We start from the raw sequence: 15,634 nt of genomic DNA, 5'->3' as shown, positions 1-15,634 counted from the left end.
GCCCTTGCGCGGGTTTTAATGTTGCAATTTGGTATCAGTCAACCGTCAACCGTCAACCGTCAATAAAACATAGGATTGGTTTTCGCATGATAATCGGTACAATTAATCGCCTCTTCTGTATTGGCGCGAGAGGGATGTACAGTGCATTTGAGGCGATAATCAGCAGTAAAAAATTGGCAATTAGTACAAGGTATTTGATGCATTTGCTTGGCTCTATTAACGCTATCTCGTGCAGTAGCCCATAAACTCCAAGCACCGAGAATAATTACAGTCCAAGCCGTCACAAAGCAAATAGGAATTAAAAAAGGTTGAATCCCATGAATCAGATAAGAAATCAATTGGAGCATGGCAAGTTCTCACATTAATGCCAACTTAAAAAATCAGGCAACAGCTTGATTAGTTAGGGGTGGTGTTTCCCCTAGACAGTCATCTCTGATAAGCAATCATTCCTGAAATTTGCCTAATTAAAAATTAGGGGTTAGAAGTAATTTTAACTCCTAACCCCCAACTCTTAACGTCTAGCTCAGGATGTATAACTTAAATACCAGCGTGACCTAAAGCTAAACCAGCCACAAGCATTCCTAATACTAGGAAAGGCTGGGCGCTGGCTTGGTATTTGACATCGTTCTTTAAAGGATCGCGCAGGAAATACATATCCTGAAAAGTGATTTGGGGCAAGATTAACAATACCAAAATTGCTGCATATAAATTTTCATGGATACTCACTAAATAGGCAGCAATTAATCCTTGAAAGACATCAATCATCACTACACATATCCAAGCTGCGGTAGTGACACCAAACATTACAGGTAGTGATTTTAACCCTAATTGGCGATCGCCTTCTACGCTCTTGAAGTCATTAACAATGGCAATCCCTAATCCAGCCAAGCTGTAAACTAAGGTGAGAACAACAATTTTCCAGTTCAGTTCGCCAAATAAAGCATGACCCGCCCACCAAGGTAAAGCAATATAGCTTGCACCTAAAGCATAATTACCTAGCCAGCCGTTTTGTTTTAACTTCAGGGGTGGTGCTGAATAGATGTAGGCAATAAATGTACCAAAGATAGCCAGTACAGTGACATTGGGAAAGTCATGCCCAGCCCATAAATCTAGGACATAGGCCAAACCAATTCCAGACAATAATAATACAACAATCTGCGTAATTACCTGGGGTACAGAAATTGCGCCAGAGGGGATAGGACGATAAGGTTCATTAATCGCATCAATTTCGCGATCGTAAAAATCATTGATGGTTTGGGTGTAACCTGTTAGCAAAGGGCCAGAAAGCAACATACAAGCCGCAGCTTTCAGCACATTTTCTAATGTCCAAGTGTAGTTACCAGAAGAAGCCGCACCGCAAACTACACCCCAAATTAAGGGAATCCAGGTGATAGGCTTCATCAATTGCAACCGGATTTTCCAAATAGAAGTTTCACCCGGTGCTGCGCCTTTCATCCCCAGTAGTTGTCTAGTTTTGGCACTACGGTCATCAGCAACGGCTGTGATTTCTTCACTGGGATTAACAGAATCTATAGCTTCCGCTTGCTGAGAATTGGGAGTAATGGGAGTTAAATCAGACATAAGATAAATTTGGGCATAGGGTATGGGGCATGGGGCATTGGGCGTTGGGCATTGGGCATTGGGCATGATTTATTCCTAGTCCCTAGTCCCTAGCCCCTAGCCTCTAGCCCCTAGTCCCCGATATCTATAAGTTAAAACGAAACGATCAAATAACTATTTTGAAACTTCGCCCCAGTGATAGATTTACCACTTAATGAGGGTGGGAGGTCAATATTGCGCCGTTGGTCACCGGCTTCTACTGTCACTTCTGGCCCGTACTGGGTGAGCTTGACTTGCTTTTTATCAAATCCAGGCAGGAATAAGCGTACCTGACGGTTGTGAACATCAATTTCAATGGGTTTTGGTGCTTTTATTGCTTCCTGTGCAAAGTCTGGTAGGGCATCGATGAGCGATCGCCATTCACCAGCCGGTGCATCAGGTACTACACTAATGGGTAAGGGATTAAATTCATCTGTGACATTGTGGTTACCGTCAGCAGAGACAACAATCACACCACCAACAGTAATACCAATTTGCTGTGCGCTACCCCACAAATAGCGGCTGCTAGCTACCTCAATCGGTTCTGGTGTAGTTACCAAAAAAGCCGCAACCCGCCGGGGGTCAGCCACAGCAGCTTTACCCTTTTCGAGGAAATTGTTGACTTGATTAGTCGGTTGAGCGAAGTTGTCTGCTGTCCAATTAAAATTGAACAAAGTGCTAATCAACGGTTGAATCAAGGGCGATTCGGCAATTGTTTTACCTAAATCGGAGTTAACAAATAATTGGCGAAAGCGGCGTACATACCAGCTTAGAGACTCTGGCAATCCCAACATCCGCAAGCTGGAAGCGTCACCTGTGCCATCGTAAACGATCGCGTCATATTTGCCAGAAGCATCGTATTCACGAATTGCATTCAGAGCAAGGGCATTATCCATCCCTGGCAATACCACCAATTCCTCACCATAAACATCTTTGATAATGGGTGTGCGGAGGTATTGCGCCTCAAGCTTTTTGACTTCTTCCCATTGGCGTTGTAGCAATACAGATGCTTGAAACTGCACTACTTGCAAATTAGGAGCAATTTCTTGAGGGTCGGATGTGAGGGTAGTACCCAGCAAAATAGGTAATGCTGGTTCTGCAAGTCCGGCTAAAAGTACGCGCTTACCTTGGCTAGCCAATAATTTAGCAGATGCGATCGCAATTTTGGTACGAGCAATGCCGCTTTTGCCCAAAAATGTCAATATAAAGGTCATGACTTGATTTTTAGTTACCGCCGATTGTTGTCAATTCCAACTTAGCACTCGGCAAATCTTCTTAACTTCCGCCTACTGTACGACTCTCAATTCATCTTCAAAAAACCAAGTCGATGAATTATCGTCAAATTGCACTACTACACCAACACCGCTACCATCGGTGACTTTGTAGCCTAAAACTGTGCCGACTTCTCCTAATCTTTTGACAATTGGGGGAGATACGCGATCGCGCAAACGAACTACCTTAACCTTCTGTCCGATTTCCATGCCTAGATACAATGCAATAAACCAAGTCTCAGTTTAACTGAATCCGTACCTCATCTGTCATAAATTTACAGCAATAGAAAGGAAATGAGGAGGACAAATGACCAATGACCAATGACTAATGACTAATGACTAAAATAATAAAAACTCCCTTAGCAATTATTTTGCCATCATTAATTAGCAGCAATGTACGATCCAAATCCGCCACGTTCGCCTCAAGAAACCATGCCGACAATGTATGATTTACCCAGTGAAGTAATAGGGGAATCAGGATTGCCGGATGAATTTCATTGTATTCAAGCTGATTTACTCACTGAGACTTGTCAGCCTGCCAACTATTCAGCAACAGAAATTTTACTAGCTAGCGATTTAAATCTTTACTACGACCCCCGCCATACTTTGTGGTACAAAAGACCTGATTGGTATATGGTTTTAGGGGTAACTAGTGCTAGCCAACAGCAAGACTTACGCTTAAGTTACGTCATTTGGCAAGAGGGTATTGCACCATTTTTAGTAGTTGAATTACTCTCACCAGGTACAGAACAAGAAGACTTAGGCAAAACACTGAGAGAAGTTAATCAGCCGCCAACTAAATGGGAAGTTTATGAACGCATTTTGCGAGTACCTTACTATGTAGTTTACGACCGCTACGACAATATTCTCCGCATTTTTCAACTAATTGGCAATCGTTATGAAGCAGTACCTCTACCAGAAAATCGCTTTTGGTTAGCAGAGTTGGAACTAGGATTAGGATTATGGCAAGGCACTTACCAACAGACAACAGGTTTATGGTTGCGTTGGTATAATTCTCAAGGTTGGCTACCAACCTTAGCAGAAAAAGCCGAACAAGAACGCCAACGAGCCGAACAAGAACGCCAACGAGCTGAACAAGAACGCCAACGAGCCGAACAGGAACGCCAACGGGCTGAAAAATTGGCAGAGTATGTGCGATCGCTTGGTATTGACCCCGATAATTTAAGTTAATTCCTCAGATTTTCCGCAAAAGTTAACAGAGGTAATTATCATCAAGTTGCTTTAATAGTTTATTCAGAGTACAATTGCCCAGTTAATTGAGGAGTCTATTTTTTAATAATGTATTATTGATAGCAATAAAAATGCTAAGGGAACTTTCATAGCTAATTAGCTTCATGAATAGCAATGGAATATATAGATAACGAGCGAGGCAGCAAGAATTGCTAAAGACAATTAGAGGATTTATCAATCAAGCAAAAAAAATGCAGCATATTCTCCCAATTAATGAAAAATTAGGGATAAAGTTTGATTTACTCAGAACTTTAGTCAGACGAGATTTAGAAGCGAGATATAAAGGTTCTGTTTTAGGCAATTTATGGCCTTTGCTCAATCAGTTATCGCAATTACTAATTTATACATACGTATTTTCAATAGTACTAAAAGTTAAATTAAATCTAAAAACTTTACCAGAAAATAACTTTACTTTTGGCTTGTGGTTGTTTGCAGGTTTACTACCTTGGATTGCTTTTACAGGAGGACTATTACAATCGGCTAACTCAGTAGTCACCCAACCAAATTTAGTTAAAAAAGTAGTTTTTCCCTTAGCTTTATTACCTTTAGTCCCAATTTTATCTACATTTATTGAAAGTTCTTTTGGGTTAATGGCGTTAATTTTTTTTGTCGCTTTAACTTCTCATACTTTACATACTACCTTGGCGCTATTACCCTTGGTTTGGTTAACACAATTATTGTTAACTGCTGGATTAGGTTATTTAGCAGCAGGACTAACAGTATTTTTGCGAGATATTCCTCAGACTTTAGGGGTGATATTAAGTATCTGGTTTTATGCAACACCCTTAGTATATCCAGCATCCCAGATTCCCGAACAATGGCGGAGTTGGGTACTGTGGTTAAATCCTATAGCTGCGATCGCAGAAGTTTATCGTGATTTAATTTTAGTTGGAGAAGTGAAACATTGGGGCGAATGGGGAGTTGCTTCAATTGTTGCAATTTTAATATTTTTTAGCGGATTTTTAATATACAAACGTTTGCGTCCAGCATTTGCTGATATTTTGTGAAGGCGGCAAATAAATTGCCTTTTAGTCATAAACTAGGATTTTTAAAGGTTTTATCGTGAAAGTATGGGAGAAGAAATTGCCATTTCCCTCAAAAATGTCTCGAAGTGCTACAAGCGGTATGCGCATCCAGTTGATCGACTCAAAGAACTATTGTTACCAGGAAAAACCTATGCTCAGGAGTTTTGGGCATTAACAGGTATCTCATTTGAAGTCATCAAAGGTGAGACTATGGGTATCATTGGGCGCAATGGAGCAGGGAAATCCACACTATTGCAACTCATTTGCAAAACTTTGACACCAACTAGTGGAGAACTGCAAGTTAATGGTAGGGTTGCAGCTCTATTAGAATTGGGTGCAGGTTTTAACCCAGAATTTACAGGTCGAGAAAACGTGTATATGAATGGCGCAATTATGGGACTTTCCAAACAAGAGGTGGATGAGCGCTTCGAGCAGATTGCTGCTTTTGCTGATATCGGAGATTTTATTGAGCAGCCTGTTAAAACTTATTCAAGTGGAATGTATGTTAGATTGGCTTTTGCCTCGGCAATTCACATCGATCCAGATATATTAATTGTCGATGAAGCTTTGGCTGTAGGAGATATGTTTTTTCAGGCAAAGTGCATGGCGCGGATGCGAAAGATGATGGAAGCGGGTGTCACAGTACTGTTCGTCAGCCATGATATTGGTGCTGTTAAAAGCATGTGCCGCTCATGTATTTACTTAGAGGAGGGTACTATTTTTCATATAGGAAACTCAGAATCTGTGGTGAATCAATATTTAAAAAAAACTAGAGAGCAGTTAGAATCCTTGATCCAGCCAGATATTTTAATTACCGCGAAAAATACTCAACAAGAAAACCTAGAAGAACCTATTTCAGAAGCATCAGCAGAGATAGATTTTTGGCAATTGCCAAACACTGGTTATGGTTCTAAAAAATCTATTTTAGAAAAATATAGGGTTTTAGATTCTGATGGAAATAAATCAGATTCATTTGATTGGTCTGAAAAAATAACTATTCAAATACTTGCTAAGTTCTTCGTTTCCGCTAAAAATTATAGTATTGGATTTCTTATTAGAGATATTTATGGATTAGATTTATTTGGGACAAATTTAAGATATGAAGCAGCAAATTTGCCAGAACTACAAATTAATCAAAGACTGTTGGCAACATTTACTTTTGATTTAATGTTACAACCTGGTACATATACATTAACACTAGGTGTATCAGTTATTAATGAAGATAATGTAGAAGATATTTGTGATTGGCAGGATAATATATATGTATTTAAGATAAATAAGTTAAATAATTTAACACCAGAAACTAAGGTTTATATCCCCACAAAAACAGAATTCAGCATAGTCTTATGAAACACCAAGAATTTAATGAAAATACTAAATGTCCATTTTGTGCTAGCGAAAAAATCTCAAAATACAAACAAAGATCTGACAAAATTTGGGTTCTTATTTGTAGCAATTGTGGACTAGGATTTGTTGAAAAATACCCAAAAAATTTGCAAAGTTTTTATGAACTTGACTATTACGAAAAGTCGATTAAATCTGATGGTGATGAAAATGAAATAGGCTATATAAATTATCAAGAGATTCAACATAGTTATTTTATCTGGGCTATCGCTTTAATAGATTTAGTTAAGACAGGAGATAGCCTTTTTGATTTGGGTTGTAGTAATGGAATATTTTTAGATTTAGCTAAGATGTATGGGTTTAAAAAATTATCAGGTGTAGAGTATAATAGCGAATACGCAGAAATTTGTCATAGAAAAGGTTACAAAGTTTACAATAATAGTTTTATAAATATTGATTTTAACGAAGAACAAAAGTTTAATGTAGTAACTGCCTGGGCTGTATTGGAACATATTCCACAATTAACTGATGTTTTTGCCCAAATAAAAAATATATTACAGCCTGATGGGTTTTTATTTTTTGAAATACCTTGTTTAACTTTCAATGAAAATGCAGATAAACACTGGTTTAATTCTTCACTTGAGCATATTTACTACTTCACGGAACAGAGTTTTAAAAAAATAACGTTACATTTTTTTGGGCAAGAATATATAGGAAGAATTGTTAATTTTGATAATTTTGGTTCCACAATCATCGGTTTTGTTAGTAGCGATGAATCAAGAATGAAGATGCTGTTTTCCATAGGTAATAATCTTCAGCAATTAACACTTGATGATTTAAAAAAATTAAATAGAAAAGATTTGCAAAACTACTTGATGCTTTACATAAAATATATAAACGATCTTCATGTGTTAGAAAATATTGTTAATTACATAGCCAGTTCATGGATTCTTGATTGTGAATTATCAGATTTATTTATTTTATTTTTAGGGCAACAATATATTAAGCTTTCTACAGACAATGCTCAATATTTGAATGCTAAGGAATACTTTGTTTCACAACTTGAAAATAAAAATCTGGAAATAGAAAAATTGCAAGCGCAATTGCAAAAATCTCAGGCTAATCTAACCGCAATCGAAAGTAGCAAATTTTGGAAACTGAGACAAAAATGGTTTCAATTCAGAAGGCTTATCGGTATTTTAAATGAAGATGAGCCAATTAGTTTAAAAAAATTATTAAAACTATCAAAATTATCAAAGTTTATTCAAAAAGGATTACGGAAGTTACCGAATTTTCAAATTAGAAATATCAGGCAAGAAAAATGGTACGAAGATAGACCTTTAGTGAGTGTCATTATTCCTTGTTTTAACTACGGCAAATACGTAGAAGAGGCTATTGATTCTGTACTGTCTCAGACTTTTCGCAACTTCGAGATTATCGTCATTGATGGTGGTTCAACAGATGATTCAACAATTTCAATTTTGAAATCTTTAAACAAACCAAAGACAAAAATTTATTATCGGGAAAGTCGCCATTTAGTCGGTGACAATAGGAATTTTGGTATAGAAAGAGCGACAGGTAAATATATATGTTGTTTAGATGCAGATGATAAACTTCAACCAACTTACCTGGAAAAAGCTGTCTTTTTATTAGAAACTTATGCTTACGATATAGTCTCAACTGCCGTTCAATGTTTTGAAGATTCAGACTGTGTATGGCAAATAGCTCCCCAGCCTAGATTAGATAATATTGTCCAAGCGAATCAATTTTCGACAGTGGCTGTTTTCTCAAAAAAAATGTGGACGTTAGCAAATGGATATCATGATTATGGAATTGGTAAAGAACACATTTCTGAAGACTGGGATTTGTGGTTAAGAATTATGGCTCTTGGTGCCAGAGCAACTAATATTCCTGAGACTTTAATGCTTTATCGTATTCACAGTAAATCAAGTTTAAGTAATCATCCTGAAATTGCTAGTTATCAAGAACAGATAAAAGTTATTTGTAGTTTTAATAAAAAATATCTTACTCCCAAAAACTATGCTCGCTCTTGGAAAACAAATACAGAAGAGTGCCGGGTGATAAATGGTACTATCAACCTGATAAATTCATATATCAAAGAAACAAAAAATCATCAAAAAAATATCCTTTTTGCGCTACCTTTTGTGATTACAGGTGGTGCAGATACAATATTGCTGCAAATTGCCCAACATTTAAATGAAAATGATTTTAATATATCTGTAATGACAACAATCAAAACAGATGCTAACTTGGGTGATAACACGCATCGCTATGAGCAAATTACTAAAGAAATATATCATTTATGTAATTTTTTACCATCGGAAGCAAGATGGAAAGATTTTATTTACTACTTTATTGAATCTCGTAAAATAGATATTATTTTTCTTGTAGGTTCTACATACTTTTATAAAATATTGCCAGATCTTAAAAGAGATTTCCCCTCAATTAAGATTGTCGATCAATTGTTTAACGAATACGGACATATAAATAATAATCGTAAATATGCAAAATTTATTGATTTAAATATATTAGCTAGTGAAGCTATCAAAAATGTTTTATTGAGTAAATTTGGCGAACTGGAAGATAAAACTCGTGTGATTATACATGGTGTTGATACTCAGAACGAATTTAACCCAACCAAAGTAGACGAAAAACCAATACTTGATAGTAACATTATTCCTCAAGATAAATTTATTGTTTCCTATATGGGTAGATTTTCTGAAGAAAAATGCCCCGAAACATTTTTGCAGATTGTAAAAATGTTAAAAGACTATGATGATATGTATTTTATTATGATAGGTAATGGGCCTGAATATAAGAATATAAAAGAAAAAGTAGTAGATTGGAATCTGACAGATAAAATTTTTATTCCGGGGTTTGTGGATGATAACAAATTATATTTAAAAATTACAAATTTATTAGTTATACCTTCTAAGATTGAAGGTATACCCATAATATTAATGGAGGGATTATCATTAGGTATCCCTGTCGTTGCCTCTAAAGTAGGTGATATTCCTTCTGTAATTACCGATGGATACAATGGATTTGTCTGTGATTCTTCAGATATAGATGGATTTGTTGCTAATATTAAACAAATATTTTTAGATAAAGAATTACATAATAAAATGAAAGCAAATGCTAGATATTCTGCTTTACAAAATTTAGATATTACTCGGATGAAAAATGAATACAAGGATGCCTTTTTATCTATTTTAAAAAAGTAACCAATTTAATAATTTCTTAGGTAGCGTTAATGGAACTGCAAAATAAAAAAGTTTTAGTTACTGGTTCAGACGGCTTTATTGGTAGCCATCTTGTAGAAAGGCTGATAGAAGAAAAATGCAAAATTAGAGCATTTGTTTACTATAACTCTTTCAATTCATGGGGTTGGCTCGAGTCTCTTACAGAACAGCAGTTAAAGAGTATAGAAATATTTGCGGGAGATATTCGCGATCCTAATGGTGTCGAAACTGCTATGAATGGATGTGAAGTTGTTTTCCATCTAGCTGCGCTAATTGCGATTCCTTTTTCTTATCACTCTCCCGATTCTTATGTTGATACAAATATCAAAGGTACTTTAAATGTATTACAATCTGCGAGAAAGCTTCAAGTAGAAAAAATATTAATCACATCAACCTCTGAAGTCTACGGTACTGCTCAATATGTCCCTATTGATGAGAAACACCCTTTCCAAGGTCAATCTCCTTATAGCGCAACAAAAATTGCTGCGGATAGACTTGCTGAATCATTTTATAGATCGTTTAACTTGCCAGTTACTATTGTTCGTCCTTTTAATACATATGGTTCTAGACAGTCAGCACGTGCGGTTATACCTACTATCATAACTCAGCTACTAACAGGTGCAAATGAAATTACTCTGGGAAGTTTAGATCCAACTCGTGATTTTAATTATGTCAAAGATACTACTAGTGCTTTTGTAGAAATTGCTAAATCAGATAAAACAGTTGGAGAAGAAATTAATATTGCTAGTGGAATTGAAATATCAATTGGTCAGCTAGCTAATGAACTAATAGCACAGCTAAATCCTCAAGCGAAAATTATTTGTGAAGTATCTCGTTTACGACCTAATAAATCAGAAGTTAATAGATTATTAGGGTGCAATAAGAAAATTTTATCTTTAACAAACTGGCGTTCTCACTATAATTTATCAGAAGGCATTGCTGAAACAATTGAATGGTTTAAAATTCCGGGCAACTTAGCAAAGTACAAAGCTGGAATTTATAATCTTTAATCAGGAGAAGGTCATGAGAGCTGTAATACTAGCAGGTGGTAAGGGTACTCGTTTAAAACCGTATACAGTTACTTTACCTAAACCACTTGTTCCTATTGGCGGAGAAATGCCAATTTTGGAAATTATCATTATTCAACTCGCCCGCTCAGGTTTCGATCATATCACTTTAGCAGTCAACCATCTGGCTAATTTAATTATGGCTTTTTTTGGTGATGGCTCTCGGTGGAACGTAAAAATTGATTATTCTTTGGAAGAGAAATCATTAAGCACCATCGGGCCTTTAACACTGATTGAAGATCTCCCTGAGAATTTTCTAGTAATGAATGGTGACATTTTGTGCGATTTAGACTATCTCAATTTCTATAATTATCATTTGGAAGCAAATAATGACGTTACTGTATCAACATATAAGCGAGAAGCAAAAATTGATTTTGGAGTCTTGACATACAATGAACAAAACATGATAGTTAGCTTTTTAGAAAAGCCAACATATAATTTCGATGTAAGTATGGGAGTTTATTGTTTAAATCGTAGAGTTATAGAAAGATTAACTAAGGGAGAACCATACGGTTTTGATAATTTAATGATAGATGGTATTAAAAATAAGATGAAAATAGAAGTTAAACCATTTCTTGGCTATTGGTTAGATATTGGTCGTCCAGAAGATTATGACAATGCTAATGAAAATTATGCAGCACTTAAGCACAAATTGGGACTTATATGATAAAAATATTAGTTACAGGAGCAAGTGGTTTTACAGGAAGGCATCTAGTTAAACACTTAAATAAAAATACTGAAATTCAGGTTTATTGTAATTATCGTAATTCATCAGAATCTCACCCTAATTATTTTAATTGTGATTTAACAGATGAAGAGTCAGTTTATAAGTTAATTGAAACAATTAAACCAGCGCAGATTTACCATTTAGCAGGAAGCTTTTCTAACGATTATAATACTGATTATTTAAATAACGTAATTTCTACAAGAAACATACTTGAGGCAATTCTCAAAGCGAAAATATGTTGTAGAGTCTTGCTGATAGGAAGTTCTGCAGAATATGGATTGATTAAAGAAGAAGATAATCCAGTCAATGAGAATCAATGCTTAAATCCCATTAGTATTTATGGGCTTACTAAAGTATATCAGAACCACTTGATGCTTTTTTATTTTCATGTCCATAAGCTGGATATAGTTATGGCTCGTACTTTTAATTTAATGGGTAAAGGTATCTCTGAAAAGCTTTTTATAGGTCGTATATATAAACAAATTGAAGATTACCAAAAAGGTTTAATTGATAAAATTGTGTTAGGAGATTTAAGGAGCTATAGAGATTATATTAGTATTCAACAAGCAGTAAAATATTATGAAAGTATTACAAATTATGGCATATCTGGAGAAGTATACAATGTTGGTAGTGGCTTATCATTACGGTTAGATATTATTCTAGAAAAAATTTTACAAGAAAATGGCTTGAATATGGATGTGATTGAAATCCAAAATATTAGCAACAAAAATAAATTAAATATAAATAATATTTATGCTGACATAAGTAAATTTCAATCTCTAATAGCAATTAACCATACTTCAAATTTTTGACTTTAAATTTTTGATATGGCTACTAGAATCAGCAACAATAGCATTATAGAGCTAATTACAGAGTTTTTTAGGTAATAAAGTCCAGTGATAGGTGAGCCAATTCATTCGACGGCTTTACCGACTTTGTTGTGCCTTGACGATAATCTCTACCTCACATAGTTGCAATCTACTGTAATATAATATCTCAGGAGGTTGGCTATTCTTGAGAAAGAAAATACCAGCACATTAGAGCCGGAGATACTTACGATTTTGATAATGATTGCAACTTAGCCAAACCACAGATTGCATTCATTCTTTCAGTAGATTAAACAACTGGAATTAAAAAGCTATAAAAAATTATGAGCCAGGAAAGTCCCACTGTTTCAGTCATTATTCCTTGCTACAACCAAGGTCAATATCTTGATGAGTCTGTAGGATCTATTTTAAATCAAACTTACCAAAATTTTGAAATCATTATTATAAATGATGGCTCTACAAATCCAGAAACTATTAAAATTTTAAAGAATTTTAACCAACCAGAAACTCTAGTTATTAACACAAATAATCAAGGTCTTGCTGCGGCTCGCAATCATGGCATAAAGGTATCTCGTGGCAAGTATATACTACCACTAGATGCTGATGATAAGATTGGCAATACATATATTGAAGAAGCCGTTAAATTATTAGAATCTAATGAGAACCTGGGAATAGTTTATTGTGAAGCAGAGTTCTTTGGAGAGAAAACTGGTAAGTGGGAACTGCCTGAATATAGATTTCCAGATATCTTAATAAAGAATGTAATTTTTTGCTCAGGCTTATTTAGAAAATCTGATTGGTTAAGTACTAGTGGATATAACTCCAAGATGATTTATGGATGGGAAGACCACGATTTCTGGTTGTCTATCATTGAGTTGGGTAGAGATGTATACAGAATTCCCAAAGTTCTATTTTTTTATAGAAAAAGCTCTAGTTCTATGGCAACATTGATGAAGAAAGAACATTCTAGATACTCATACATTCAACTATTAAAAAACCATCATAAATTATATATTAAAAACATTAGTTATGTTTCTTTTAAAGTATTATTTTTATTTCTAAAAAAGTCAATAATATTTATTAGAAACAGTGAAATTTTATAATAAGCATTATTAGTTTTTTGTCATTTTGTAATGATGTAAAAATTAATTTTGTATTTTTTGGAGATTATAAATTATTATTGTATGTAATATAAAGATGATGGCGCAGAGTCATATATTAGTATCAATTATTTTAGTTAATTATAATGGCATAGATGTTTTACCAGATTGTTTAAACTCTATAGAAACATTTATTGATACACCTAATTATGAAATTATCCTTGTAGATAATGCTTCTAGTGATGGTAGTGCAGAATTAGTTGCAGAGAAATATCGTCATGTCCATTTAATTAGACAATCGGAAAATCGCGGTTTTGGAGCAGGAAATAACGCTGGTGTGAAAGTAGCAACTGGGGAATTTTTGTTTTTACTAAATACTGATACTATACTTATAAGTAACGTTTTACCGCATTTAATTGAGGTAATGTATAGCCATCCAGAAGTAGGAATTATTGGAACAAAATTACTAAATCCTGATGGAAGTTTGCAAATTTCTGTTTCACCAGCAATTGGAATTAAGGGTGAATATCAATCGCGTAGACTGCATCAAGCTGCAAGAGATGCGGCGCATCTAAAATTACTTGAGGAGAAATTCCAAGAAATCCAAGAAGTAGATATTGTGGTGGGTGCTGCTTTTTTTATTCGTGCTAGTCTATTTAATGCTTTAGGTGGATTTGATGAAAACTTCTTTATGTATTTTGAAGAATCAGATTTATGCCAAAGAGCGCAAAATCAAGGATATAAAATAATCTACACGCCTCATGTATCTTTAATTCATTTAAAAGGGTACTCAGTGCAGAAGTCTGCAAATGCTATGTCTATTGAATACAGACGCAGCCAACTTTACTATTATCAAAAACATCGCCCTCTTTGGGAACAAATATTATTGCGGTTGTATCTTTTTGCAAAATTTTTTAGAGAATATATTGCTACAACTAATCCTAATTGTTTAAAAATTATTATGTTGTTATTTCAATTCAAGAAACATACTGTTACAAATTCAGGAACTCAGTAAAGCTTCTGTTTAATTTTTATGTCTATACTAGCTAATTTATCGTTTGCACCAACACAACCAACTGGCTGGTTAAGCTACAGCCTTAATTTATTACCAGCATTAAAAGATTTAGAGATAAATGTATTAAGTCCAATGGAGATTGCAGATGTAAAATGCTATAAATCTCCTAGCAATATTACTACTGAGTTTGGTATAAAAGGTCATTATAAACGCTTGCTTTGGACACAATTTTATTTACCAAAGGTTTATCAAAGGCTTAAATCTACACTTTTATTTTCTCCTATTCCTGAAGCTCCGTTATTTTCTAACTGTTCTTATATTATTACGGCTCATGATTTAATTGCTTTAAGGTTCCCACAATACTTTTCCTTAAGTCAAAGAATTTATTGCAATTATTATATTGCTGCTGTTAGTCAACAATCAGAGCATATAATATGTAATTCACTAAATACGGCTCAAGATTTGATTAGTTTTTTAGGGGTTACTGAAGATAAAATTACGCCGATTCCGTTGGCGTATGACAGCAATAATTTTTTTGATTTAAATTTACCGAAGCAAAACTATTTTCTTCATTTAGGAAGACATAATCCTCACAAAAATCCGGCGCGTTTAATTACAGCATTTGCTAATTTACCTAATAATAGTAATTACGAACTTTGGTTAGCTGGCCCATCGGATAAGCGTTATACTCCTACTTTACAAGCACAAGCTGAGGAATTGGGTATTGCTAATCAGGTGAAATTTTTGGACTATGTTGCATACAGCGAATTACCAAAAATTATCAATAGTGCGATCGCACTCGTTTTTCCGAGTCTCTGGGAAGGTTTCGGTTTACCTGTTTTAGAAGCAATGGCTTGTGGTACTCCTGTAATTACTTCTAATATTTCTTCCCTTCCAGAGGTAGCTGGCGATGCGGCGATTCTTATCAATCCCTATGATACAGGGGAAATTACTGCTGCTATGCAGGCTGTGGCTAATGATTCAGGATTGCGATCGCGTCTTTCGGTTCAAGGAATCGCTAGAGCTAAGGAATTTAGCTGGGAAAAAACCGGAAAAGCCACTGCTGAAGTCTTATCTCGCTATTTGTAGTCGTAAATGAGGAATAGAGAACTTGGTAAAATTAATCTGTAAATATTCCAAATCTG

At 35.0% G+C, this 15,634-nt stretch carries 14 protein-coding genes; 10 read left to right on the top strand and 4 right to left on the bottom strand.

The annotated features are described in order from the left end of the window. Window positions 1–59: 59 nt before the first annotated feature. The 4 genes from H6G08_RS25105 to petP form a co-directional block, all read right to left on the bottom strand. Window positions 60–347 (bottom strand): hypothetical protein, encoded by a 288-nt coding sequence (locus H6G08_RS25105; protein WP_190547954.1) that lies wholly within the window; start codon window positions 345–347, stop codon window positions 60–62. 190 nt (window positions 348–537) lie between these two features. Next, on the bottom strand, window positions 538–1,581 hold the full coding sequence (gene chlG / locus H6G08_RS25100) for a chlorophyll synthase ChlG (protein WP_096647711.1): 1,044 nt from the start codon (window positions 1,579–1,581) through the stop codon (window positions 538–540). Between the two features lie 131 nt (window positions 1,582–1,712). Beyond that, window positions 1,713–2,813 (bottom strand): Get3/ArsA fold putative tail anchor-mediating ATPase NosAFP, encoded by a 1,101-nt coding sequence (locus tag H6G08_RS25095; RefSeq protein WP_190547952.1) that lies wholly within the window; start codon window positions 2,811–2,813, stop codon window positions 1,713–1,715. A gap of 72 nt (window positions 2,814–2,885) precedes the next feature. Further along, a complete protein-coding gene (petP, locus tag H6G08_RS25090) occupies window positions 2,886–3,080 on the bottom strand; it encodes a cytochrome b6f subunit PetP (protein WP_096643805.1) in 195 nt (64 codons plus the stop codon). Window positions 3,081–3,263: 183 nt separating this feature from the next. Between petP and H6G08_RS25085 the strand changes: the two genes are divergently transcribed. The 10 genes from H6G08_RS25085 to H6G08_RS25040 all read left to right on the top strand — a co-directional run bounded on the left by H6G08_RS25085 (window position 3,264) and on the right by H6G08_RS25040 (window position 15,578). Beyond that, entirely contained in the window at window positions 3,264–4,061 is a 798-nt protein-coding gene (locus H6G08_RS25085; RefSeq protein WP_190547950.1) for a Uma2 family endonuclease, read from the top strand. 251 nt (window positions 4,062–4,312) lie between these two features. Continuing rightward, window positions 4,313–5,128, top strand: a complete 816-nt coding sequence (locus H6G08_RS25080) for an ABC transporter permease (RefSeq protein WP_199322731.1) — start codon at window positions 4,313–4,315, stop codon at window positions 5,126–5,128. A 63-nt stretch (window positions 5,129–5,191) separates the two neighbouring features. Next, on the top strand, window positions 5,192–6,496 hold the full coding sequence (locus tag H6G08_RS25075; RefSeq protein WP_190547948.1) for an ABC transporter ATP-binding protein: 1,305 nt from the start codon (window positions 5,192–5,194) through the stop codon (window positions 6,494–6,496). After that, entirely contained in the window at window positions 6,493–9,735 is a 3,243-nt protein-coding gene (locus H6G08_RS25070; RefSeq protein WP_190547947.1) for a glycosyltransferase, read from the top strand. The genes H6G08_RS25075 and H6G08_RS25070 overlap by 4 nt, the downstream gene beginning before the upstream one ends. Before the next feature lie 29 nt (window positions 9,736–9,764). Then, window positions 9,765–10,763: an NAD-dependent 4,6-dehydratase LegB gene (locus H6G08_RS25065; RefSeq protein WP_190547945.1), complete on the top strand. Its 999-nt coding sequence runs from the start codon at window positions 9,765–9,767 to the stop codon at window positions 10,761–10,763. Window positions 10,764–10,776: 13 nt separating this feature from the next. Continuing rightward, entirely contained in the window at window positions 10,777–11,487 is a 711-nt protein-coding gene (locus H6G08_RS25060; RefSeq protein ID WP_190547943.1) for a sugar phosphate nucleotidyltransferase, read from the top strand. Further along, on the top strand, window positions 11,484–12,359 hold the full coding sequence (locus H6G08_RS25055) for an NAD-dependent epimerase/dehydratase family protein (protein ID WP_190547940.1): 876 nt from the start codon (window positions 11,484–11,486) through the stop codon (window positions 12,357–12,359). The genes H6G08_RS25060 and H6G08_RS25055 overlap by 4 nt, the downstream gene beginning before the upstream one ends. 338 nt (window positions 12,360–12,697) lie before the next feature. Then, entirely contained in the window at window positions 12,698–13,477 is a 780-nt protein-coding gene (locus tag H6G08_RS25050; RefSeq protein ID WP_190547939.1) for a glycosyltransferase family 2 protein, read from the top strand. Window positions 13,478–13,571: 94 nt separating this feature from the next. Next, entirely contained in the window at window positions 13,572–14,489 is a 918-nt protein-coding gene (locus H6G08_RS25045; RefSeq protein WP_190547937.1) for a glycosyltransferase family 2 protein, read from the top strand. A gap of 18 nt (window positions 14,490–14,507) precedes the next feature. Further along, complete coding sequence (locus tag H6G08_RS25040; protein WP_190547935.1) at window positions 14,508–15,578, top strand: glycosyltransferase family 4 protein; 1,071 nt, start codon at window positions 14,508–14,510, stop codon at window positions 15,576–15,578. Window positions 15,579–15,634: the final 56 nt, after the last annotated feature.

The organism is Calothrix anomala FACHB-343 (assembly GCF_014696435.1).
GTDB lineage: Bacteria > Cyanobacteriota > Cyanobacteriia > Cyanobacteriales > Nostocaceae > Aulosira > Aulosira anomala_A.
This window is presented reverse-complemented; position numbering and strand designations above follow the sequence as displayed.